Origin of the sequence: Stutzerimonas sp. VN223-3 (genome assembly GCF_045999685.1) — a bacterium.
Taxonomy (GTDB): Bacteria; Pseudomonadota; Gammaproteobacteria; order Pseudomonadales; family Pseudomonadaceae; genus Stutzerimonas; species Stutzerimonas stutzeri_AR.
In genome coordinates this window covers 40,298-62,651 of the sequence record NZ_RBEC01000003.1, presented here as the reverse complement: position 1 = coordinate 62,651, position 22,354 = coordinate 40,298, and the positions used below count along the sequence as shown (strand labels likewise).

The window sequence follows — 22,354 nt, the reverse complement described above, 5'->3', positions numbered from 1 at the left end:
TGCCTGCGAGCCCGCCACCGGGCTTGCCACTGGCTCCGCCACCGCCACCTTCCGCGCTGGCCTGAGCTACGCCGGTTCGCCGGCACCCCCCGTCACTGCGTTTGCCATTCGCTGGCGCAGTCTCGTATTGCCTTTCCCAAAGGTGGCAGGATGATTTCGTTCTCACGCAACAACCTGGTCGCGTATGCGACTACGGTACTTTTCGTGCTGCTCTGGAGCAGCGGTGCAATCGTTTCAAAATGGGGCCTGGCCTACGCTTCGCCCTTTGCCTTTTTGCTGGTTCGTTTCATGATCGCACTCGTTGCGTTGGTGACCGTGATGCGGCTGGCTTCGCTATCGTTGCCTGAGAGCAAGGGGGAGCGCTGGTTTGCGTTGGCGACTGGCGTGGTGCTGCTGGGGTCCTATCAGATCTTTTATTTGCTGGCGCTGGATCTCCAGATGACGCCGGGTGTCATGGCGACATTGTTAGGTGTGCAGCCGATCCTCACGGCGGTGTTGCTAGAGCGCAAGGGGCTGCGGCCGATGCGACTGCTCGGTTTGTTGCTCGGGCTGTGCGGTCTTGTACTGGTGGTTTATCAGAGCCTCGGCGTAGGTGGGCTGTCCTGGGCGGGCGTGGCTTGCGCTCTGCTGGCGCTGCTGAGCATCACGCTGGGCTCGATGATGCAAAAGCGCGCACACGGCGATCCGCTTCGCGCCATGCCCTTGCAATACTTCGCCGGGCTGCTGCTCTGTTCGCTGTTCGTGCCTTTTCAGCCTTTCGAGATCACCCCGGCGCTGGGTTTCTGGATACGGTGTTGTGGATGGGGCTGCTGATATCCGTGGCAGCGACTTTGTTGCTGTATCGACTGATCGCACACGGGGATCTGGTCAACGTGACCAGCCTGTTCTACCTGGTGCCGGCAGTTACCGCGCTGATGGATTATCTGGTGTTCGGTAACGTACTGCCGATGCTCAGCCTTATCGGCATGCTGTTGATCGTACTCGGGCTCGTTCTTGTGTTTCGGCATTCGTCCGGCCAGCGCTAGCTGCGCTGGATTTCTGGCGCTGCCACGGTTGTGGTCGGCGCCTGTTTCAGCACCAGCCAGAGCGCCACCGCAATCAGCGCACCACCATAGAGGTAGGCCCAGGACAGCGGTTCGTTGAGCAGTAGGGCGCCCCAGAGTACGCCAAAGGGCGGAATGATGAAGGTCACCGTCAGCGTGCGGACTGGGCCGATATCAGCCAACAGCCGGAAATAAAGGATATAGGCGAAGGCGGTGCAGACGACGCCGAGCCCGACAAGGCTGAGCCAGACCGTACCGCCGCCCCAGGATATTGGCGGGGCCGTCAGCAGCGATATCAGGAACAGCGGCAACAGGCACAATGCCGCGCCCATCTGGCTACCAAAGGCTACTAGCTCGCTTTTCAGCCCGCCGTGCTGGTTGATCCAGAGGCGTGTCAGGAAACCGCCGAAACCGTAGCAGGCGGTTGCACCCAGGCATGCAAGCGCACCAATCAGCAGGCTCGCGTCGAATGCCACGGGGCCGGTACGCGTCAATAGCGCTACACCGCTCAGGCCGCAAAGCACGCCGATCACCTTCGTCGTTGTCAGCTCCTCGGCGAAAAACAAGGCGCCGATGATCACGCCCATCATCGGCGTGGTGGCGTTGAATATGGCTGAGTAGCCCGTCGGCAAAAACTGCGCGGCCAGCGCATAAAGCGCGAAAGGAACGCCTGAATTGATCATCCCTAAGATAAGACACAGCTTCAGTTTGCCGTGAAAGTCCCAGCGAATCCGCATCATCGCCAGTATCCCCAGCAAGCCGATACAGGCGAACAGTACACGGAGAAATGCGGTGGGAAAGGTTCCGAGTTCCGGCGCGATGATGCGCATGAACAAGAAGCTGGCGCCCCAGATTGCAGCGAGACTGAGCAGACGCAGAAAGTCTAAAGGGCGCATGAGCTGGCTCCGGTGAGGGGATGACAAAGTGTTGGTGAGACTTGCTCATCTCGCAACTCGAAACACGCTTTCAAACTTTTTCCGATCTCGTTGCAGCGCTTTCATTGCCATCGGCCGCTGGATAAGCTCGGGTTTTCGTTGCTGCAGAGATAGTCGACATGGTGCAGACATCGTCCGACGCCGAGATTGCGCGGCAGATCCTGCTGGGCTTCGATGATTATCGTGAGCACTTCAGGCGGATCACCGCGGGCGCAAGGTCTCGCTTCGAGCAGGCGCAGTGGCAGGACGCCCAGCGTGCCTCGGCGGCACGTATCAATCTGTACGAGCAAAAAGTCGGCGAAACCGCTGCGGCCCTGCGTGCGGCATTCGAGCGTGAGGTTCTGCTGGAAGTGCAGCGCTGGCCACAAATCAAAAGCGCTTATATCGACCAGATCAACCCGCGCTTCGATGATGAGTTATCCGAGACCTGGTACAACTCGATCTTCTGTGCGCTGTTCAGTCACGACTGCATCAGCGACGGCACCATGTTCATCCATACCACCCGGCCATCGAGCCGTATCCATGAGCGGATGGCACAGACGCGTCGGTACAGGCCTGAAGGTGACCTTCATAGTGCGCTCGTGCAAATCCTCGATGACTTCGCCTTCGCTGTGCCCTATGGCGACCTGAGTGGCGACCTACGGCGCCTCGATGCGCAGCTGCAATTGTCTTTGCCAGACTGGGTATGCAAAGACCCTGAACTTACCGTCGAGCTCTTTTCCTCGGTGCTCTACCGCAACAAGGGCGCCTATCTGCTCGGACGGATCTTCACGCGCGACGAACAGTGGCCGCTGGTGATTCCGTTGCTGCACCGCGAGGACTTGGGCATCGTCGCCGATGCGCTGATCACGGATGAGGCGGAAGTCTCGATTATCTTTTCCTTCACCCGTTCATACTTCATGGTCGAGGTGCCGATTCCGGCGGAGTTCATCGGCTTTCTACAGCGCATCATGCCGGGCAAGCACATTGCCGAACTCTATACCTCCATCGGTTTTTACAAGCATGGCAAATCTGAGTTCTACCGCGCGTTGATCAATCATCTGTCAACCACCGATGATCGCTTCATCATGGCGCCGGGCGTGCGTGGAATGGTGATGAGCGTGTTCACGCTGCCGGGTTTCAATACGGTATTCAAGATCATCAAGGACCGGTTCTCGCCAACCAAGAACGTCAACCGCGCGACCGTCATTGAAAAGTATCGTCTGGTGAAAAGCGTCGACCGGGTAGGGCGCATGGCCGATACCCAGGAGTTCGCTGATTTCCGTTTTCCTCTGTCGAAGTTCGCCCCTGACTGCCTGGCCGAGCTGTTAGAAGTTGCGCCGTCAACGGTCGAGGTGCAGGGCGATACGGTGCTGGTGCGTCACTGCTGGACTGAGCGGCGCATGACGCCGTTGAATATTTACGTGGAAAACGCCAGCGAGCAGCAGGTCCAGGAGGCATTGGAAGATTATGGCTTGGCGATCAAGCAACTCGCTGCTGCCAATATCTTTCCCGGCGATATGCTGCTGAAGAATTTCGGCGTGACTCGTCATGGTCGGGTGGTGTTCTACGACTACGACGAGATCTGCTTTCTCACCGAGGTGAACTTCCGCTACATCCCCGAGCCCCGCTATCCGGAGGATGAAATGTCTTCCGAGCCTTGGTATTCGGTCGGTCCGAATGATGTCTTCCCGGAAGAATTTCCGCGCTTTCTATTTGCCGATATCAAGCAGCGCCGGTTATTCGCCAAGCTGCATGGCGAACTGTATGACGCCGACTACTGGAAAGGTCTGCAGCAAGCGATAACCGATGGCAAGGTAATCGATGTTTTTCCGTACCGGCGAAAAGAGGAACCTGCTTAATAAGCGACCGCCAGGTGATAAACGCTGAACGCTCAGCTTTTGTTCCGGTCGCAATTTATAGAGCCGGGTGGAGGTACTCCGCCTGAATAAACTGCAACATCTGCCGCAGGCGGCTATGCAGTTCTTGGGTTATGCTCATATCGAAGCCCCAAGGCTCCACCAAGACCCGTTACAAGCAGGAGGGTTAGACCATGAAAGCATGGCTCAGTAGTGTGTGCTGGAATCTGGCAGTGGCGCTTGGCTTTATCGAACCGCCTCGCCTGCAACCCATTCCGGTTCGCGCCCAGCGAAGCAAATCAGCGACGCCGCGCCGCTGATTCGATGACCGATCGATCCGGGGGCTGAATTCTTCAGCGCCCTGGCATAACTGAACCGCCTCGTTCTACGGCTCGTTGATAAGCGGGGCGGTCATGTATTCGTTGTAAGAAGGCCGTCAGCCGAGGACGGCTTGCATCCAGTCCGGCGCGGGCTCGGGCGGCTTCCAGCGGAAAGCTCATCTGAATATCCGCAACGCTGAATTCCTCTCCCGCGAACCATTGATTTTGCTCCAGCTCGCTTTCCATATAATCCAGATGCAGCTTTAGTTGCGGGCCGATGAATGCCCTGTCGGCACCCTTGGCGATTGCCCGCGCTACAGGGCGGATAAAAAATGGCATCGGCCCCTTGGCGACGCGGTCGAATACAAGTTTGAGCAATAGCGGCGGCATGGCCGAGCCCTCCGCATAATGCATCCAGTAGCGAAAGCGCAGATATTCCGGGGAGCCTTTTGGTGGGGTCAGTCGGCCGTCGCCGTAGCGCTCTACAAGGTATTCGAGAATCGCAGCTGACTCGGCCAACGTCAGTTCACCGTCGGTGATAACGGGTGACTTGCCCAGCGGGTGCACTTTTTTCAATTCAGCTGGCGCCAGCATTGTTTTCGGGTCCCGCGCGTAGCGTTTGATCTCGTAAGGCAGCTGCAACTCTTCCAAAAGCCAGAGCACGCGTTGCGAGCGGGAATTTTCCAGATGGTGCAGCGTAATCATCGGTACGTGCCTTCTCGTTATCATGAAGCGACCAGCATAGCCTGCCGCCACGTTTTCACTCGATGTGGCAGACTTCGCCTCCCTGCAGGAGCCGCCATGTCCCGTCCGCAATGCCCGCGCTGTCAGCGTCCGTTGAGCCACTGTCTGTGCTTGCTGATCCCTTCGCTTGCCAGTAGAACGCAAGTACTGATCTTGCAGCACCCGAGCGAAACCGGACATGCGCTGAATACGGCTCGTCTGGCAGCGCTTGGCCTGACCAATGCCGAGTTGCGCGTGGGGGAATCGTTCGAGGATCTGCCTGTCGATGATGGCACGGACAGCTTCCTGTTATTTCCTGGCGTTGATGCCGTGCCGCTCGAGCAACTGGCGAAGAGGGTCGAGCCGTTGCGATTGATCGTGCCAGACGGCACCTGGCGCAAGGCCCGCAAGTTGTTGCACCTCAACCCAAGTCTCACTGCTCTGCCACGCGCCGCGTTGCCGGCGGGGCTGATGTCTCGTTATCGACTGCGCAAGGCGCCGATGCCCGGTGCGCTGTCGACGCTCGAAGCGATAGTGACGGCATTGAATACGCTGGAAGGAGCCGGACGCTTTGATCCCTTGCTGCGGCCATTCGAGGCCTTGATCGAGGCGCAGATCGACGCTATGGGGGCAGAGATCTATCAGCGTAATCACGGGAACCGCCAGCAAAGCTGAGCGCTTAGCGTGGTGGAAGGGTTTTCAGACGGAGGACATACAGCGTCACCAACGTTGCACTGATAAGCATGCCGAGCCGCGCCCAGAACAGCGGCACCAGCCAGCAGGACAAGCCGATGCTGAACCACATCGTCGAGATCGTGTAAATTTTCGCCTTCAGCGGAATGCCGTTGCCCTCCAGGTAATCCCGGAACCAGGGCCCGAGCCGTGGATGCATCACCAGCCATTCGTAGAAACGCCGCGAGCTGCGTACGAAACAGGCAGCCGCGAGCAGGAGAAACGGCGTAGTGGGTAGGATCGGCAGGAAAATACCGATGACGCCGAGGGCGACGCTCAGCCAGCCGATCACCAATAGCGCGTAACGCGCTACCGGGTTGCGATACGTCGGGATATCGCGGTGGGCCAAGAGGCTATCCGCGTATCAGTGCCGGCGCGGCTTGAGTAGCGCTGGCTTTTCTTCGGGGGCGTGGCAGATCAGATAAAGCGCTGTGAGGATCTCGGGAATCTGCGAGACCATCTCATCGACCAAGTCCGGGTCTGCGGCGATGTCGCTGAACTCGGGTTGCTCATCGAACAGCCCGGAGCCGACCATGATCGGCAACAGCAGCTCGCTGACTTCTTCCTCGGACTCTTCGAACCACACTGCTTCACGCATGAACACGCCTTCCATGAAGCCGATGCACCAGCCGCGCATATCGGATTCGTCCGGCTCGTCACCCATTTCCAGTTCGCAGGGCAGCTCCATGTCTTCATCGCTGGCCAACTGCCGGGCGATATGCGCCTTGAGTTGGATGAGCGTCGCCTCGATGGCTTCGCGCTCGGTGTCGTCAGCGTACTTCGGTGGCTCGGCGAACAGCGCGTCGATCCATTCACGCTCGGGCACCTGCTCCGAGCAGATGCACAGGGCGGTCAGGTAGCCGTGCGCGGCGATGTAGTCCAGCGCCTCTTCATGCAGGTCATCTGCATCTAGAAACACTTGCAGGCGGGCGAGTTGCTCGGCGAATGACATCGATGACTACCTTGGATTGGAAACAGCGGTGATTCTAGACGAGCCGTGGACCTCCGGCTACCGCGGGCTATCCGCGCCGCAGCGGCCTCGTCAGTTTTTTTCAGCCCTACGCCTTCGACAGATGGAAATATCGTTCCGGAGTTCCGCCGCAACGGACCTAGCAGTCTTGCACGTCCGACCATCGCGTCGTGAGGGTGTTCCGCCTGAACGCCGCGCTGGTGTCGCGTATACTCGCGCGTCTTGTTTCGGAGACCGGCATGCTCGATCAGGCACAGCGCATTCTCAAAGATGTTTTCGGCTACGACGCGTTTCGTGGCAACCAGGGTGCGATTATCGAGCGCGTAGCCAATGGCGGCGACGCCCTGGTGTTGATGCCGACCGGTGGCGGCAAGTCGCTTTGCTTTCAAGTGCCAGCGTTGCTTCGCGAGGGCCTGACGGTGGTGGTGTCGCCGCTGATCGCGTTGATGGACGATCAGGTGGCTACGCTCGAGGAGCTTGGCGTCGAGGCCGTGGCGCTCAATTCCACACAAAGCCCCGAGCAGCAGCGCGAGATCGCCGATCGCTTGCGTCGCAACGAAATCAAGATGCTTTATCTCGCGCCCGAACGGCTGGTTCAGCCGCGCATGCTGGCGTTTTTGCAGCGCTTGCAGATTGGATTGTTTGCCATCGACGAAGCGCATTGCGTCTCGCAGTGGGGCCATGATTTCCGCCCCGAGTATCTTCAGCTCGGGCAGCTTGCCGAGTTCTTCCCCAACGTGCCGCGGCTGGCCCTGACGGCGACAGCAGACAAGCGAACGCGGGAAGAGATCGTCCAGCGGCTGCATTTGGAGAGCGCGGAACGCTATCTATCCAGCTTCGACCGACCGAATATCTTCTATCGCATCGTGCCGAAGGAGCAGCCGCGCAAGCAGTTGATGGCCTTTCTCAGCGAGCGCCGTGGAGATGCAGGCATCGTCTATTGCCTGTCGCGCAAGAAGGTCGATGAAACTGCGGCGTTTCTGACCGAACAGGGCTTTCCCGCGTTGCCTTATCACGCCGGGTTGCCAAACGATCTTCGAGCTTTTCACCAGAAGCGCTTCCTCAATGAGGAAGGTCTGATCATGGTTGCGACCATCGCTTTCGGCATGGGCATCGACAAGCCCAACGTGCGCTTCGTCGCGCATCTGGACTTGCCCAAGTCGTTGGAGGCTTACTACCAGGAAACCGGTCGTGCGGGTCGTGATGGCCTACCTGCCGATGCCTGGATGGCGTACGGCCTGCAGGACGTCATCTTCGTCAAGCAGATGCTCAACAATTCCGAAGGCGACGAGCGACACAAGCGCATCGAGCAGCACAAACTCGACGCTATGCTGGCGCTGTGCGAGGAAACCCGCTGTCGCCGTCAGGTGTTGCTGGCGTATTTCGACGAGCAGATGCCGGAGCCTTGCGGCCATTGCGACAACTGTGTCGATGGCGTGCAGACCTGGAATGCCACCGAGCCCGCGCGTCAGGCGCTGTCTGCGATCTACCGCAGCGGTCAGCGTTACGGTGTCGGGCATCTGGTCGATATCCTGCTCGGTCGCGACAATGAGAAAATTCGCAGCCTTGGCCATCAGCACTTATCGGTGTTCGGTGTCGGCAAGGCGTTGTCGGAAGGGGAATGGCGCTCGCTGTTCCGCCAGCTGGTCGCGCGCGGTTTGGCCGATGTGGACCTGGACGGTTTCGGCGGACTGCGGCTCAGTGATAGCTGCCGCGCATTGCTGCGTGGGGAAGTCACGTTGGAGCTGCGTCGCGAGTTGACTACCAAGACGCCGAAGTCAGCCGCCAGCGCGGCGAGTCAGCTGGTGCGCAGCGAAGAGCGCGAAACCTGGGAGGCGTTGCGCACCTTGCGTCGCAAGCTGGCCGAAGAGCATGGCGTGCCGCCTTACGTGATCTTCCCGGATGCGACCTTGCTGGAGATGCTCCGCAGCCAGCCAGGCGCTCTCAGTGACATGGCGCGCATCAGCGGCGTCGGCGCGCGCAAGTTGGAGCGGTATGGCCAGGCTTTTCTTGAGGTGCTGCAAGGCACAGCAAGCGTGGTCAGATCGCCGGCCGATGTTCGTCACGAGCTGATTACACTGGCTCGCGCGGGCATGACCCCGGCACAGATCGCTCGCCAGCTCGATTGCAGCGAGAAGAACGTCTACGCAATGCTCGCTGAGGCGATCGGCCAGCAGCAGCTCAGCCTGGAGCAGGCCCTCGACCTGCCTGAAGAGTTGCTCGGTGAGATCCAGGAGGCCTTTCTCGATGGCGAGGGTGAGCTACCGCCCGTTGCGGCGATAGCCGAGCTGTTTGCCGGGCGGGTACCGGAGGCCGTTTTGTTCTGCGTGCGAGCCTCTCTCCAAGCCGAGTTCGAGCTCTAGCGCGGTATCTCTTTAGTGCGGCGTATTGCCGCTGCGTTTGCCAATCACAGGGTCTGGAGCGGGCTTCGTGCAACCCACGGTTACGTTCTCGGCTGATGGTAGCCTTGCCAGTATTTTTGGGCTGTGGTTAGCTCACTAATAATTAGTTTTTCCAGGAAACCCGCGCCATGTACCCCGACCAACATCGCTTCGCCATGCAGCTGGCGCAACTTTCGCGTAGCTGGCGCGCCGAGCTGGATCGCCGGTTGGCGGATCTCGGCCTCTCACAGGCACGGTGGCTGGTTCTGCTTCATCTGGCCCGTTTCGATCACGATCCTACCCAGCGCGAGCTTGCACAGAGCGTTGCAGTCGAGGGGCCGACATTGGCGCGGTTGCTGGACGGCCTCGAAGCGCAGGGGCTCGTGCACCGCAAGCCTGCGCCCGAAGACCGCCGGGCGAAGCTGATCACCCTCGGCGCTCCGGCCCTTCCTCTTATTCAAAAGATCGAAGCGATCTCGAACCAGGTCCGGCAAGAACTCTTCGATGGCATCGACGAGGACGACCTGCGCAAGTGCCAGCAGGTGCATGCACGCATCCTGGCCAACTTGATCAAGCGATAAAACACGCCTCAGCCGGGCGTTCAGGGGCGCCCTGACGCATCTTCCCGCCCGGCCCTATCTTGGCGCGTGAACTCACATGCACTCCGAGCACTCGGCGTTAGGTCCCGCTCTGCGCTGCATCGCGTCCGTATCCAAGTAATTTAGTATCCAAGCGACCATATCTAGCGCCTTAGGTGGGAGACGGCGAAGCGTAGCCGTCTGTCTTTTGACGTTAGGCTCAAATTCGTCAATGATGGCACAATGCCTTTAGCGCATAGCCGACGGGCTGCATACATCTTTTCTTGTTTCCGTCGATAACTGTGTCACAGGTTGAGCGTTCAAACAGGCGAGCCGGCGATCAATCGCGCCGAGCGATGCCTTTATCGCGGAGGTCACATGGCCCTTGGTCGTCGAGTTTTATTGTTGGTAGCCTCCGGTTCGCTGCTCTATTCCAGCGTGGTATCGGCGCTGGGAATGGGCGATATCACGCTTCATTCGGCGTTGAACCAGCCACTGAGTGCTGAAATTGATTTGCTGGATGTGGGCGAACTCTCGGCAGAGGACATTCGCGTGGTGCTGGCATCCGGCAGTGACTTCGAACGCATCGGTGTCGAGCGCCTGGCATTCTTGCAGAACTTGACCTTTACACCAGTGATCGAAGGGAATCGCAGCCGTATTCGTGTCGCTTCCAACAAGCCGGTCCGCGAGCCTTACCTGAATTTTCTAGTACAAATCACGCGTGCCAACAGCCGACTGTTGCGCGAATACACGGTACTGCTCGACCCGATGCCTAGCGCGCCGCAGTTAGAGACCCGTGCGATTATCAGCGCCCCGCAAGCTGTAGTTTCGCCAGTGCATACCGCGTCGTCGAGTTTCGTGCCGCCGGCCGCTCTGCCGCAGGCGTCCCTAGGCAAGCGTCATCTCGTAGCGGGCGGAGAGAATCTGTGGACGGTTGCCAATGCGTATATGGCAGAAGGGAGTCAGAGCTCGTTGTCGCAATTCATGCACGACATCCAGGTACTGAATCCAAACGCTTTTGCCGATGGTGACCCGGGTCGACTCAATGCGGGTGCAAATCTGCTGTTGCCAGACGTCGCTGCGCAGCCTGCGATTGAGCAGGTGGAGCAAGTCGTTGAGTCAGCGTCGATCGACGCGCTGAATCCTATGCCTCAGGCAACCGAGATGACAGCGGCCGAAGACCAGGTTGCTGTTTTGCTCCGGCAGTTGTTCGAAGAGTTGGCTGCCAGCCGCGACGAAAATCAGCAGCTAAAACAGATGCTGGTTGAATTGCAACTTCAGCTCGAACGAGTCCATGCCCAACTTCAAAACCAGCGCAGCCTACCGGCGGCGGCCACTGAGCAGCCGTCGACAATAGAACCGTTAGCGCCCGTTGTCACAACGCCGACAACCGTTGAGCCGCAAAGCGCGATGGAGCGGCCCGATAGCGCAGCGCCGGTTGCCGTGATCAAAGCGGCACGCGACTTCGGATGGCGTGATTGGACGGTACCTGGCGCAGGTCTGCTGGCTTCGCTGTTGCTCGGGGGCTTGTGGTTCAGCCATCGCAGCAAGTCCGCGACCAAGGCGCTCGAGGTCGCACCAAGCAGTTCAACGCTGCCGAAGCGGCCACCGCCGTCGGCGCCCACGGCTGGCTCGGACATGCCACGCCAGCCGGCACATGCTTCGGTAAGCGAAACCGATGTGCTCGAAGCGGCTGATATCTATCTCACCTACGGCCGTCGTACTGAGGCATTTGACGTGCTGCAGCGGGGCATCGAGCGGGCGCCGGAACAACTGGATCTTCGCCTGCGCCTGCTCGGATTGCTGGCAGAGTCAGGTGATGTAGACGCGTATAACGACGCCGCAGCGGCCTACCTACAGGCAGGTGGCAGTGCGGCACAGTTGAACCAGTTAGTGGCGTTGCATCCTGCATTGGCCGCCGCCGTGACGCCGATAGCATCGTCGCAGGGCCCAGCGGAGACGGTAGCTGCCGAAGCGGAGTTCACTCTTACGCTGAACGAGCCCATGGCGGCGTCGCCCGTTTCGGCGGAGCATCGTTCCGTGACGGACGACCGGTCTGATGACAGCGTCGAATCATCTGCAGCCTCGCAGCCCTGGCTGAATGACTTCGACGAGGTGCTGACGCTGGGTGAGTTGCCAGCATTGCTGGAAGGCGCTGACTCGTTCGCGTCGATGCCTTTAACGGAGGAAATCCGCCAGCTGGAGCCGAACCCCGAACATCTGGTTCGCCTCAATCAAGCGGTGGCTTATATCAAGCAGGGAAACATGGAAAGCGCCTGCAGAATATTGGAGAGTCTCGCCACCGAGGGTGACGAGCAACAGCGGCAGCAGGTCAACGAGCTGCTCGCTCAGATCGCCTGAAACATCACCTCGATGGGTTAGCGCCTCTGGGCCTCAACCTCTGGCACACCGGATCAGAAACTGCGTCCGAGGTTCATATACAAGGCGCGCTCGGCTTCATCGTTGAGGCCGTAGCTGAAATTCAGTGGCCCCAGCGGCGTTTCGTAGCCGATAAAGATACTGCCCGCATTGATGTACCCGCTATCGAAGTCGTTATCATTGTTCCACGCGCGCCCACGTTCCAGTGATGCACCCAGGTACAGCGGAAAATCCAGCGGCAGGAATGAGCGTGGCGTCATCCGCCGGAAATAGATCATGCGCGCCAGGCTGATGTTCTGTCCGGAGAGGGCATCCTGGCGAAACCCCGATAGTTGCCTCGCTCCACCGAGCAGAAAGCTCGACGTGACGACCTCCGCATCGTCCAGCGTACGCCCATAGCGGCCACCGAAGACCAGCGTATCCACGCCATGGCTAACCGCCTTGTCCAGACTGAACTCCCACTGTCGGTAACGTTCGTCCGAGCCCAGACCGGGGTCATACTGGCGTAGCGTAAGCCCGATATCCTCACCTTCACGGGGGAAGTCGACGTTATCCACCGTGTCGAACGAATACTGAAGCTGGTAGTAGCCTTCCTCGAAACTGAATTCCGGCAGTTGTTGATCGCCAACACGCACATCCGCCTCGCCCCATGCCTGGCCAATACCAAAACGGATCTCGCCATTGTTGGCGATCTGGCGGCCAAGGTTGAGCCCATAACCGTAGCGTTGCAGGCGGTATTCGGCGATGGGGTCGTTATCGATTATCGATTCTACGTTCTGGGTCTCGGCAAACAGGTTCGGCGCGACGAACCAGCGTGAGCCGGCATCCAGCGGCTGATAGAACTCGCTGAAGAGTTCCTGGTGATCACCCAGCTGCAGGCGCGTCAGCCACTCGGCGCCTAGCTCATTGATGCCGTTCTTGCGATAGCTGCCGCCAATGTTGAACGCACTGTCGCCGCCGAAATCATCCGAGAGGTTGATGCCAAGGCGTAGATAGTCGGTCCCGGAGCGCTTTTCGCGGGTAGTGATGACTAGCGTGTTGCCCAGCGTGCCATGTACGACCCGGTATTCGACCTGCTCGAAATAGTCCAGTCCGTACAGAGTGCCCATGTCCTTCTGCAGGTCCTGCAGATCCAGCCGTTTGCCGACTTGCTGGCGGATGTGTCGACGAATAACCGCATCGCCGACTTTCGAGTCGTTCTCGATGCGTACCTCGGTAATCAGTGGCGTGCGCGGGTCGGCTGACCGGGCGAGGCTGAGCGCTAGATTGCCGCCGCTCTCGCTGCGCATCGCCGCGAGGCGGCCATCCAGTGCGCTGGCTGCGCGATAGCCGGCGTCGATGAGTTGCTCGGCGCGGCCAAAATCGGTCGAGCCGAACCCCGCCAGCATCGGCTGCACCAGCAGATCTTCCGAGCGTAGCGTCGCCAGCTGCTCTTCGGAATTGCGCCGCGTCATCATGGTGATCGATTGATTGAGCACGTCGACGACGGTGAGCAATTGCTCACGCGACTGCAACGGCGAGCCGATATCCACCACGATCAGCCGATCCACGCCCATGTCTCGGGCGACGTCCATGGGGATATTGTCGACCATGCCGCCATCGACAAGCAGACGGCCTTCGATCTCGACTGGGGCGAACACCGCCGGAATCGACATGCTGGCGCGGATCGCCTGGGGCAGATGACCGCTGCGAAAGATCACCTTCTTGTCGTTGGCGATGTCGGTTGCCACTGCGCGAAAGGGGATCGGCAGACGGTCGAAGTCACGCGTGTCGCTGGTATGCACCAAGAGACGTTCAAGCAGCAGGGCGAGGTTTTGGCCTTGAATCACGCCGAGCGGTAGACCGAGGCTGCCATCGTCGCGGAAGCTGAGTTTGCGTTTGACCAGAAAGTCGCGATCGTCCTGCTTGCGTCGGAACGGCACGTCCTGCCGCGGCGGATCGTCCGACAGCACCTGCTGCCAATCTAGACTGAGCGCCAGCTTCTCCAGCTCTTCAACGCTATAGCCCGCCGCGTAAAGCCCGCCGATTACCGCACCCATACTGGTGCCGGCAATTGCGTCGATCTGCACGCCATGTTCTTCCAGCGCTTTCAGCACACCGATATGCGCCAACCCGCGTGCCGCGCCGCCGGAAAGCACCAGACCGGTTTTGGGTTGGGTTTCGGCGAATCCTGCCAACGGCATCAGAAGGATCAGCATGAGCAATAGACGAGACATGGCAACACCGGCGGAGAAACGCGAAATGGCGGCTATTATAGGCGTCCCGCCAGCCGCCCGAGCGCCTCGTCATGCCCGATACCAAGCCGGAAGTCGTCATTACCTATTGCACTCAATGCCAGTGGTTGCTGCGTGCGGCCTGGTTGGCGCAGGAGCTCTTGTCCACATTTGCCGATGACCTCGGCAAAGTGTCGTTGGTGCCGGCGTCCGGCGGCACTTTCCATATCACCTGTGACGGGACACAAATTTGGGAGCGCAAGCTGGATGGTGGCTTCCCTGAAGCCAAGGAGCTGAAGCAGCGGGTGCGTGATCAGATCGATCCGCAACGGGACCTAGGGCATAACGACAGAAATTGATTGCAGGTGCCGCCCGGTGCCTGCGGCCACTACACGGATGCTGTCAGCTTGGCAGCTGCTCGGCCTGCATTTCCTCTAGCAGGAGCCGCGCGGCGGACGAGAGGCTGCTGCCGTGACGAACGATAACGCCGTAGGGCTCGCTGCGCGACTGCAGGCTCAGTGGCAATTGGCGGATCATGCCGAAGCCTTCGCTGAACTGCGCTACCGCCAACGGCATCACGGCCACCAGTTCAGGATCTTGCTGCAGCAGGCTGAGCATGGTGAAGGTGGAGGCGGTTTCTACTGGGTAGCGCGGAAATTCCAGGCCGGCCTGGCTGAACTCGCGCTCGAGTAACAAGCGCATGGGCATGTTCGCCGGGTAAACCACCCAACGGTAATTGCTGAGGTCGGCCAATTGCAGGGTCTGGGCTCCGCTGGCCGGATGTGCCGGGTGCGCGACAACGGCCAACTGTTCTGGATGCAGGGTCAGGCAGTCATAGGCGTCCGGTCGACGGCTGACACTGCTGCGACAGATCGCCAGATCGAGTCGACCCTCATCGATGAGTCCGAGCAGACGGGCGCTTGTGTCCTCGACGATCTCCACGGAAAGCTCCGGCTGCCTGCGCCGCAAGCGGCCCAACGCGCGCATTAGCAATGGCACAGCGCCCATGATCACGCCGACCGACAAACGTCCGCCATGGCCTTGGATAATCCCGACCATCTCTTCACGCAGGTGTGCCAGATCGCTCTGGATCAGTCGTGCGTAGCGAATTACGCAGCGGCCGAGGTCGTTCGGCTGCAAACCCTGGCTGGTGCGGATAAACAACTCGGCGCCAAAGGTGTTTTCGATCTCGTGCAGGGCCTTGGTTGCGCCGGGCTGACTGATCGATACCTGTTCGGCGGCGCGGTGCAGCGAACCCTGTTCGTCCAAGGCTATCAGCAACCGCAGCTGCTTGAGCCGCAGGCGGGAAACAATGGTGGGGAGGGCGGCGATCATGGGGATGACTGAAAGTTATCGCTTAATCAGAAGCTTTCATTAGGCACCAGTCAGGGTGGTTTTTAAAGTGATCGCAGCAAACGCCTGGGGTGTCGGGCGTCATTACAACAAGAGGAAGCGCGCATGCGGTTGATTCAATTCGAGAATAGGCAAGGCCAACGGCAGGTAGGCGTTGTCAACGGCGAGCGCATCGAGGTGCTTTCGGATGTGCACAGCACCCGAGCGCTGGCGTTGGCGGCGATCCGAGCGCGGCGCAGTCTGGCGGCCCAGATCGAAAATCAGGCGCGAGAAAGCGGCCCGCTTTATTGCGATCTGCTCGATGCCGGACGCGTACTGCCTCCTCTGGATCATGATGACCCTGCGCACTGCCTGATAAGCGGCACCGGCCTTACGCATTTTGGCAGCGCCTCGACACGCGACAAGATGCATCAACAGGTCGAACAAGAGGAAAGCAAGCTCACCGACAGCATGCAGATGTTTCGCTGGGGCATGCAGGGCGGCCGTCCGCAGCCGGGCACCATCGGAGCCCAACCTGAGTGGTTCTACAAGGGTGATGGCAGCATTGTGGTGCGCCCAGGGGCGGATTTCCCGGCGCCGGATTTCGCCGAGGATTATGGTGAGGAACCGGAACTGACCGGGCTCTACGTCATCGGTGATGACGGACTGCCTTACCGTCTAGGCTTTGCCCTTGGCAATGAGTTTTCCGATCATGTGGTCGAACGCAAGAACTACCTGTACCTGGCACACTCGAAACTGCGTTTCTGTTCGTTCGGCCCCGAGCTGCGGGTCGGTGAGCTGCCTGCGCATCTGGCGGGTATCAGCCGCATCCGTCGCGGCGAGCAGCTGTTATGGGAGAAAGAATTTCTTTCCGGTGAGGAGAATATGTGTCATAGCCTGGAGAACCTTGAATACCACCATTTCAAGTACACGCAATTTTTGCGTCCAGGCGATGTGCATGTACATTTCTTCGGCACGGCAACGCTGTCCTTCGCCGATGGCATCAAGGCGCAGCCGGGTGATCGATTCGAAGTCAGCCTGGACGCGTTCGGCGAGCCGCTGTGCAACGGCATAAGCGTTCGTCAGCCGATGATCACTCCAGGCGGCGTCAAGCAGCTCTGAACAACGGCCGGCCCGTCTTTGCCCGGTTCCGCAACAGCCCGCAGGTCTGCGCGAGAATTGACGGGCTTTGCTTCATTCGCGGGCCGACGGCCCATCTCCGCGCAGCGCGCGGGGTTCTGAACCCAGCAGGTCAAGGAGATACCCATGTCTACTATTCGCGGTCACAACTACATCGGCGGCGGCCGCAGCGCCGCTGGTTCGGTCACAGTACAGAGCCTCGATGCCAGCTCCGGGGAGGCGCTGCCGTACGAGTTCCATCAGGCCACGCAGGACGAGGTGAATGCCGCGGCCGAGGCTGCCGCTGCGGCCTATCCCGAGTACCGATCGCTTTCGGCGAGCAAGCGCGCCGAATTTCTCGAGGCCATTGCCGATGAGCTGGACGCCCTGGGCGATGATTTCATCGAGCTGGTTTGCCGCGAGACGGCGCTGCCGGCCGGGCGGATTCAAGGCGAGCGCGGGCGTACCAGCGGCCAGATGCGCCTGTTCGCCAAGGTACTGCGACGCGGCGACTTTCATGGGGCGCGCATCGATCGTGCATTGCCGGAGCGCAAACCACTGCCACGTCCGGATCTTCGTCAGTGCCGCATAGGGCTGGGACCGGTAGCGGTTTTTGGTGCAAGCAATTTCCCGTTGGCGTTCTCCACGGCCGGTGGCGATACCGCCTCGGCGCTGGCAGCTGGTTGCCCGGTGGTGTTCAAGGCTCATAGCGGACACATGGTGACGGCCGAGTGCGTGGCCGATGCGGTGATCCGCGCGGCAGAGAAAACCGGCATGCCCAAAGGGGTATTCAACATGATCTACGGCGGTGGGGTTGGCGAATGGCTAGTTAAGCATCCGGCGATTCAGGCGGTCGGCTTTACCGGTTCGCTGCGCGGTGGCCGTGCTCTGTGCGACATGGCGGCTGCACGCCCGCAGCCCATACCGGTATTCGCAGAGATGTCCAGCATTAACCCGGTATTAGTCTTGCCCGAGGCGCTCAAAGCGCGTGGCGATGCCATCGCCAACGAGCTTACCGCCTCGGTGGTGATGGGTTGTGGTCAGTTCTGTACCAACCCCGGCATGGTGATCGGTATCCGATCACCGGAATTTAGCGCATTCGTGGATCGGCTCGCTGCGTTCATGAGCGAGCAGCCGGCGCAGACCATGCTCAACGCCGGGACGTTGAACAGCTACGGCACAGGGTTGCAGCATCTTCAGGCTCATCCTGGCATTACCCATCTGGCCGGCGAGCCGCAGCAGGGCAACCAGGGCCAGCCGCAACTGTTCAAGGCTGATGCCAACCTGCTGATCAAGGGGGACGAGCTGCTACAGGAGGAGGTTTTCGGTCCGACTACGGTCGTTGTGGAAGTGGCTGACAAGGCGGAGCTGCTGCGTGCGCTGCAAGGCCTGCGCGGTCAGCTCACCGCTACGCTGATTGCCGAGCGGGCCGATCTCGCGGCCTCCGCCGACCTGGTGGCGCTGCTTGAACAGAAGGTCGGACGGCTGTTGCTCAACGGCTATCCGACGGGTGTCGAAGTGTGCGATTCGATGGTGCATGGCGGGCCGTACCCGGCAACGTCCGATGCCCGCGGCACCTCGGTAGGAACCTTGGCGATCGACCGATTCCTGCGGCCGGTGTGCTACCAGAACTTCCCCGACGAGCTGCTACCGGATGCTCTGAAGAATGCCAACCCGCTGGGCATCACTCGCCTGGTTGATGGCGAAACCACTCACGCCTCGCTCTGAGGCCGAGGCTGGCAAGGAGCGATGAGCAATCCTTGCCGGCCTAAACCATCACACGGGGTTTACCTGTATCAGATGACTCTTTTTGACCTGTCGGGCTAATCCCGACAGATTTTGCGCCATGCCTACACGCACTGAACCGTCTAGCCTAACGACATTTGCCGGGCGGTAGCACGCAGCAGGTCCAGCACGTTGCGCGCCGCGGGAGAGAGCAACTGCTGATTTTTTGTAATGATGCCGTAGGCCATCAGGCCCTGATTCAATTCGGCCTCGATGCTGGGGTCGACATCGATCTCTGCAAGCATGCCGTAGCGCGCATAGTGCGCCAGCACGTCACGCGGCAGCACGGTGAGTACGTCGTTCTTTTCCACCAGCGTGGTAACCATCAGCAAGTTTTCCGCGTTGACCACCTTGGTTGGCGGACGCATACCGACGCGCTGGAACAGCGCATCGAACTCCTGACGTAGCACGCTACCTGCCGGCGGCAGAACCCAGTCGGCGGCGTTCAATTCGGCGCGCGACAGCGGCCCTTGAACAAGCCCGGCACGCGCACAAATCCGCAGCGGTTCCTCGGCCAGCGGCTCGAAGTTCAGATCGTGCTGCTGGCCGCCTGCAAAAAAGCGCGCTACCAGGAAATCCAGCTCGCCGTCGTCGAGGATCGCCATCAAATCACGGCTCGAACCCGTGCGAATGCTCAACTCCAATCCTGGAAACCGCTGCTTGGTGAGGCCGATCACTTCTGGCAACAGCTCGGCGCATGGGGTGAGTATGGTGCCGATGCGAACATGGCCCTGTTGCCCTTGGCGCAGCGCATCGACCTCGCTATAGACGCTTTCCAGAGTGTTCTGCAGGCGTCTGGCGTGACGAATCATCGTCTCGCCGTAAAGGGTCGGCACCACCCCGCGCGCATGTCTTTCGAACAGAGCCACGCCAAGGCCGTCTTCCAAATCCTTCAACAGCTTGGAGATGGCTGGTTGAGAAATCCCCAACCCCTCGGCCGCACGGTTGAGATTGCCGGTATCGCCCAGCGCCACCAACAGAGGGATATGGCGGTTCTTCAGGCGGGCTCGAACGAACCAATTGCTGTTGATCGGCTTCATGTCAGTTATATCCGTTTGGGTATCGGTCTGGCTTGATTTTGTATTTGTTGATGATGGCTGCGCCCTCTAGTCTTTTCAACGGCAGGACAGGCTTGCGTGTACAGGCTCTGTCATTGCGAACCGAAGATGCCGAATAACAATTGGAGCCGCTGATCAAACGCGCGCTTTAACAGGAACTGACGATGACTGGCAAACGCCCCCTGCGCTCTGCTCAATGGTTCGGCACCACGGACAAGAACGGTTTCATGTACCGCAGCTGGATGAAGAACCAGGGCATCCCGGACCACGAGTTTCAGGGCAAGCCGATCATCGGCATCTGCAACACCTGGTCGGAGCTGACGCCGTGCAATGCACACTTCCGCAAGATCGCCGAGCATGTGAAAAAGGGAGTACTGGAGGCGGGCGGGTTTCCGGTGGAATTTCCGGTCTTTTCCAATGGTGAATCGAACCTGCGACCGACCGCCATGCTGACGCGCAACCTGGCCAGCATGGATGTCGAGGAATCGATTCGCGGTAACCCCATCGATGCGGTGGTGCTACTCACCGGCTGCGATAAGACCACTCCGGCGCTGCTGATGGGTGCGGCCAGCTGCGACGTGCCGGCCATCGTCGTCACCGGCGGGCCGATGCTCAACGGCAAGCACAACGGCCGCGACATTGGCGCTGGAACCATCGTCTGGCAGATGCATGAGGCCTATAAGGGCGGGCTGATCAGCCTCGATGAGTTCCTGTCCGCCGAGGCCGGCATGTCGCGTTCGGCCGGTACCTGCAACACCATGGGGACCGCCTCGACCATGGCTTGTATGGCCGAAGCGTTGGGCACTTCATTGCCGCACAACGCGGCGATTCCAGCCGTTGATTCGCGTCGCTATGTGCTTGCGCATTTGTCCGGCATGCGCATCGTCGACATGGTCGAGGAAGACCTGCGGCTCTCCAAGGTGCTGACCAAGCAGGCATTCGAGAATGCCATCCGGGTCAACGCTGCTATCGGCGGCTCGACTAATGCAGTAATCCACCTCAAGGCGATCGCCGGGCGGATTGGGGTTGAGCTTGATCTGGATGACTGGACGCGCATCGGGCGGGGCATGCCGACTATCGTCGATCTGCAACCCTCCGGGCGCTTCCTGATGGAAGAGTTCTACTACGCCGGAGGACTGCCCGCCGTGATCCGTCGGCTGGGTGAAAACCAGCTGCTGCCGAACCCCGATGCGCTGACGGTCAACGGCAAGTCGCTGTGGGACAACTGCGCCCAGGCGCCCATCTACGGGCAGGACGAGGTCATTCGTACGCTGGATAATCCGCTGCGCGATGACGGCGGCATCTGCGTCCTGCGCGGCAACCTTGCGCCCAGCGGTGCGGTGTTGAAACCCTCCGCGGCGACACCGGAACTGATGAAGCACCGAGGGCGTGCGGTAGTCTTCGAGGACTTCGACGACTACAAGGCACGCATCGCTGACCCGGACTTGGACGTCGATGAAAGCTGCGTGCTGGTGATGAAGAACTGCGGCCCCAAGGGTTATCCGGGCATGGCCGAGGTCGGCAACATGGGCCTGCCGCCGAAGGTCCTGGCCAAAGGGATTACCGACATGGTGCGCATCTCCGATGCGCGCATGAGCGGCACCGCTTACGGCACCGTGGTGCTGCATGTTGCCCCAGAAGCCGCTGCCGGCGGACCGCTGGCGGTGGTGCGCAACGGTGATTTCATTGAACTGGACTGCGTTGCGGGCCGCCTGCACTTGGACGTTTCGGATGCCGAGCTGCAAGAACGTCTGGCTTCCTGGCAGGCCCCGCAGGGCTTGTTATGGGATGGCGGCTACCGCCGGCTGTTCGTCGAACATGTGCTGCAGGCGGACAAGGGGTGCGACTTCGACTTCTTGGTTGGGTGCCGCGGCGCCGAAGTTCCGCGCCATTCGCATTGATCGGCAATGGCCGCCTGGCGTCGGCGGCCATGTTGTCACTGCCGTCCTGGCGCCTACGGCGCCTTTGCGAGCGGCGAGGCAGCGTTCGTCACGGCTGGTGTTTTCAGGCGGCTGGTGATGACCGTGGCGAGGATGATCAACGCGCCGCCGAGCAGCATGCGCAAGGTGGGCTGTTCACTGAAAAGCCACCAGGCGAACGCGATGCCGTAAACCGGCTCGAGGGCGAAGATCACCGAGGTAGTTCGCGCTTTCAAAACCTTCAGGCTCGCTACGAACAGGCTGTGCGCGAGTCCCGTGCAGAACACGCCGAGCAATGCCAGCCATAGCCAATCCAGCGCCGGTACTGTCGGGAGCGACATCCAGGTAAACGGCAGCAGACAGAGCAGGATGGTGCCGTTCTGCCACAAAGCGGCCTGAACCGGGTCGACACCTCGCGTGACAGCGCGATTGAGTAGCGAAAGCAGCGCGAACATCAGGCCGGACAGAATGCCGTAGAGCAGACCTACCGTGCTGTCGCTGGCCAGATCGAAGTGCGGCGTGACCAATAGCAGGCCCGCGCAAACCAGGCCCACCATGGCGAACTCGACGGGGCGTGTCCGTTCGCGAAACAGCAGACCTTCGAACAGCACGGTAAAGGCCGGAAAACTGGCGAAGCCCAGCGTAGCGATACCGACCCCGGCGACCTTTACCGCGACGAAGAAGGTGAGCCAGTGTCCGCCCAGCAGCAACCCGCCGAGCAACAGGCCGCCGCGCTGACGCCAGCTTGGCTTTCCACCGCCGCTACGCAGAAACTGCGCCGCCAGTAGCAGCGCGATGACCGCGAACAATGCGCGACCGAAAGTGATCACCAGTGGCGTGCTTTCGGCCAGCTTGCCGAATACGCCGGACAGGCCAAACATCAGCGCGCCGAAGTGGATCGCCAATAGCGCATTGCGATGTGTCATGGTCGAACGCTCGGTATCGAGCGTGAACATTCGATGGGAAAAAATACGCAACCGATATGGATCATGGGGCCTCGCGATGCTGCGGTGACTGGCGCTGCCAGAA

At 60.2% G+C, this 22,354-nt stretch carries 18 protein-coding genes and 1 pseudogene; 11 read left to right on the top strand and 8 right to left on the bottom strand.

Annotated elements, in window-relative coordinates; translation table 11 throughout:
- Positions 1–150 precede the first annotated feature (150 nt).
- A pseudogene (locus D7241_RS16085) lies at positions 151–1,025 on the top strand (DMT family transporter).
- Here the strand turns inward: D7241_RS16085 and D7241_RS16080 are convergent.
- On the bottom strand, positions 1,022–1,939 hold the full coding sequence (locus tag D7241_RS16080; RefSeq protein ID WP_408102387.1) for a DMT family transporter: 918 nt from the start codon (positions 1,937–1,939) through the stop codon (positions 1,022–1,024). The pseudogene D7241_RS16085 and the gene D7241_RS16080 overlap by 4 nt on opposite strands.
- A gap of 158 nt (positions 1,940–2,097) precedes the next feature.
- Between D7241_RS16080 and aceK the strand changes: the two genes are divergently transcribed.
- The gene (gene aceK / locus D7241_RS16075; protein WP_408102386.1) at positions 2,098–3,819 is read left to right on the top strand and encodes a bifunctional isocitrate dehydrogenase kinase/phosphatase; all 1,722 of its coding nucleotides are present in this window, start codon (positions 2,098–2,100) and stop codon (positions 3,817–3,819) included.
- 191 nt (positions 3,820–4,010) lie between these two features.
- Positions 4,011–4,136, top strand: coding sequence for a PA1414 family protein (locus D7241_RS16070; RefSeq protein ID WP_408102385.1), 126 nt, complete (start codon positions 4,011–4,013; stop codon positions 4,134–4,136).
- Positions 4,137–4,169: 33 nt separating this feature from the next.
- Here the strand turns inward: D7241_RS16070 and D7241_RS16065 are convergent, their stop codons facing one another.
- A complete protein-coding gene (locus tag D7241_RS16065; RefSeq protein WP_408102941.1) occupies positions 4,170–4,841 on the bottom strand; it encodes a glutathione S-transferase in 672 nt (223 codons plus the stop codon).
- 96 nt (positions 4,842–4,937) lie between these two features.
- On the opposite strand from D7241_RS16065, the gene D7241_RS16060 reads away from it, so the two are divergent.
- Positions 4,938–5,534 carry a tRNA-uridine aminocarboxypropyltransferase gene (locus tag D7241_RS16060; protein ID WP_408102384.1) on the top strand — a complete coding sequence of 199 codons (597 nt, stop codon included), beginning with the start codon at positions 4,938–4,940 and terminating at the stop codon, positions 5,532–5,534.
- A gap of 4 nt (positions 5,535–5,538) precedes the next feature.
- Here the strand turns inward: D7241_RS16060 and D7241_RS16055 are convergent, their stop codons facing one another.
- Positions 5,539–5,940 carry a YbaN family protein gene (locus tag D7241_RS16055; RefSeq protein ID WP_408102383.1) on the bottom strand — a complete coding sequence of 134 codons (402 nt, stop codon included), beginning with the start codon at positions 5,938–5,940 and terminating at the stop codon, positions 5,539–5,541.
- A gap of 15 nt (positions 5,941–5,955) precedes the next feature.
- Entirely contained in the window at positions 5,956–6,543 is a 588-nt protein-coding gene (locus tag D7241_RS16050) for a YecA family protein (RefSeq protein WP_255978287.1), read from the bottom strand.
- Between the two features lie 257 nt (positions 6,544–6,800).
- On the opposite strand from D7241_RS16050, the gene recQ reads away from it, so the two are divergent.
- The 3 genes from recQ to D7241_RS16035 all read left to right on the top strand — a co-directional run bounded on the left by recQ (position 6,801) and on the right by D7241_RS16035 (position 11,881).
- Complete coding sequence (gene recQ, locus D7241_RS16045; RefSeq protein ID WP_408102382.1) at positions 6,801–8,924, top strand: DNA helicase RecQ; 2,124 nt, start codon at positions 6,801–6,803, stop codon at positions 8,922–8,924.
- A 167-nt stretch (positions 8,925–9,091) separates the two neighbouring features.
- Positions 9,092–9,523 (top strand): MarR family transcriptional regulator, encoded by a 432-nt coding sequence (locus D7241_RS16040; protein ID WP_408102381.1) that lies wholly within the window; start codon positions 9,092–9,094, stop codon positions 9,521–9,523.
- 375 nt (positions 9,524–9,898) lie between these two features.
- Positions 9,899–11,881, top strand: coding sequence for a FimV/HubP family polar landmark protein (locus D7241_RS16035; RefSeq protein WP_408102380.1), 1,983 nt, complete (start codon positions 9,899–9,901; stop codon positions 11,879–11,881).
- A 53-nt stretch (positions 11,882–11,934) separates the two neighbouring features.
- Here the strand turns inward: D7241_RS16035 and D7241_RS16030 are convergent, their stop codons facing one another.
- Complete coding sequence (locus D7241_RS16030; protein ID WP_408102379.1) at positions 11,935–14,115, bottom strand: patatin-like phospholipase family protein; 2,181 nt, start codon at positions 14,113–14,115, stop codon at positions 11,935–11,937.
- Between the two features lie 71 nt (positions 14,116–14,186).
- Here D7241_RS16030 and D7241_RS16025 point away from each other — a divergent pair, with 71 nt between their 5' ends.
- Positions 14,187–14,471, top strand: coding sequence for a SelT/SelW/SelH family protein (locus D7241_RS16025; RefSeq protein ID WP_408102378.1), 285 nt, complete (start codon positions 14,187–14,189; stop codon positions 14,469–14,471).
- A gap of 43 nt (positions 14,472–14,514) precedes the next feature.
- Here the strand turns inward: D7241_RS16025 and D7241_RS16020 are convergent, their stop codons facing one another.
- Positions 14,515–15,447, bottom strand: coding sequence for a LysR family transcriptional regulator (locus D7241_RS16020; RefSeq protein ID WP_408102377.1), 933 nt, complete (start codon positions 15,445–15,447; stop codon positions 14,515–14,517).
- Between the two features lie 123 nt (positions 15,448–15,570).
- On the opposite strand from D7241_RS16020, the gene araD1 reads away from it, so the two are divergent.
- Positions 15,571–16,566: an AraD1 family protein gene (gene araD1 / locus D7241_RS16015; RefSeq protein ID WP_408102376.1), complete on the top strand. Its 996-nt coding sequence runs from the start codon at positions 15,571–15,573 to the stop codon at positions 16,564–16,566.
- Positions 16,567–16,710: 144 nt separating this feature from the next.
- Complete coding sequence (locus D7241_RS16010) at positions 16,711–18,291, top strand: aldehyde dehydrogenase (NADP(+)) (protein ID WP_408102375.1); 1,581 nt, start codon at positions 16,711–16,713, stop codon at positions 18,289–18,291.
- Positions 18,292–18,431: 140 nt separating this feature from the next.
- On the opposite strand, the gene D7241_RS16005 is transcribed toward D7241_RS16010, so the two are convergent.
- The gene (locus D7241_RS16005) at positions 18,432–19,388 is read right to left on the bottom strand and encodes a LysR family transcriptional regulator (protein WP_408102374.1); all 957 of its coding nucleotides are present in this window, start codon (positions 19,386–19,388) and stop codon (positions 18,432–18,434) included.
- A 182-nt stretch (positions 19,389–19,570) separates the two neighbouring features.
- On the opposite strand from D7241_RS16005, the gene D7241_RS16000 reads away from it, so the two are divergent.
- Positions 19,571–21,307, top strand: a complete 1,737-nt coding sequence (locus D7241_RS16000; RefSeq protein WP_408102373.1) for an IlvD/Edd family dehydratase — start codon at positions 19,571–19,573, stop codon at positions 21,305–21,307.
- Positions 21,308–21,360: 53 nt separating this feature from the next.
- On the opposite strand, the gene D7241_RS15995 is transcribed toward D7241_RS16000, so the two are convergent.
- A complete protein-coding gene (locus D7241_RS15995; RefSeq protein ID WP_408102372.1) occupies positions 21,361–22,251 on the bottom strand; it encodes a DMT family transporter in 891 nt (296 codons plus the stop codon).
- Positions 22,252–22,354 lie beyond the last annotated feature (103 nt).

Bases quoted from the DNA above. Each gene is read 5' to 3' on its own strand.
- D7241_RS16050 (WP_255978287.1), bottom strand. From the start codon at position 6,543: ATGTCATTCGCCGAGCAACTCGCCCGCCTGCAAGTGTTTCTAGATGCA.
- D7241_RS16060 (WP_408102384.1), top strand. From the start codon at position 4,938: ATGTCCCGTCCGCAATGCCCGCGCTGTCAGCGTCCGTTGAGCCACTGT.
- aceK (WP_408102386.1), top strand. From the start codon at position 2,098: ATGGTGCAGACATCGTCCGACGCCGAGATTGCGCGGCAGATCCTGCTG.
- D7241_RS15995 (WP_408102372.1), bottom strand. From the start codon at position 22,251: ATGACACATCGCAATGCGCTATTGGCGATCCACTTCGGCGCGCTGATG.
- D7241_RS16000 (WP_408102373.1), top strand. From the start codon at position 19,571: ATGACTGGCAAACGCCCCCTGCGCTCTGCTCAATGGTTCGGCACCACG.
- D7241_RS16070 (WP_408102385.1), top strand. From the start codon at position 4,011: ATGAAAGCATGGCTCAGTAGTGTGTGCTGGAATCTGGCAGTGGCGCTT.
- D7241_RS16030 (WP_408102379.1), bottom strand. From the start codon at position 14,115: ATGTCTCGTCTATTGCTCATGCTGATCCTTCTGATGCCGTTGGCAGGA.
- D7241_RS16080 (WP_408102387.1), bottom strand. From the start codon at position 1,939: ATGCGCCCTTTAGACTTTCTGCGTCTGCTCAGTCTCGCTGCAATCTGG.
- D7241_RS16065 (WP_408102941.1), bottom strand. From the start codon at position 4,841: ATGATTACGCTGCACCATCTGGAAAATTCCCGCTCGCAACGCGTGCTC.
- D7241_RS16035 (WP_408102380.1), top strand. From the start codon at position 9,899: ATGGCCCTTGGTCGTCGAGTTTTATTGTTGGTAGCCTCCGGTTCGCTG.
- D7241_RS16040 (WP_408102381.1), top strand. From the start codon at position 9,092: ATGTACCCCGACCAACATCGCTTCGCCATGCAGCTGGCGCAACTTTCG.
- D7241_RS16025 (WP_408102378.1), top strand. From the start codon at position 14,187: ATGCCCGATACCAAGCCGGAAGTCGTCATTACCTATTGCACTCAATGC.
- D7241_RS16010 (WP_408102375.1), top strand. From the start codon at position 16,711: ATGTCTACTATTCGCGGTCACAACTACATCGGCGGCGGCCGCAGCGCC.
- D7241_RS16005 (WP_408102374.1), bottom strand. From the start codon at position 19,388: ATGAAGCCGATCAACAGCAATTGGTTCGTTCGAGCCCGCCTGAAGAAC.
- araD1 (WP_408102376.1), top strand. From the start codon at position 15,571: ATGCGGTTGATTCAATTCGAGAATAGGCAAGGCCAACGGCAGGTAGGC.
- D7241_RS16020 (WP_408102377.1), bottom strand. From the start codon at position 15,447: ATGATCGCCGCCCTCCCCACCATTGTTTCCCGCCTGCGGCTCAAGCAG.
- recQ (WP_408102382.1), top strand. From the start codon at position 6,801: ATGCTCGATCAGGCACAGCGCATTCTCAAAGATGTTTTCGGCTACGAC.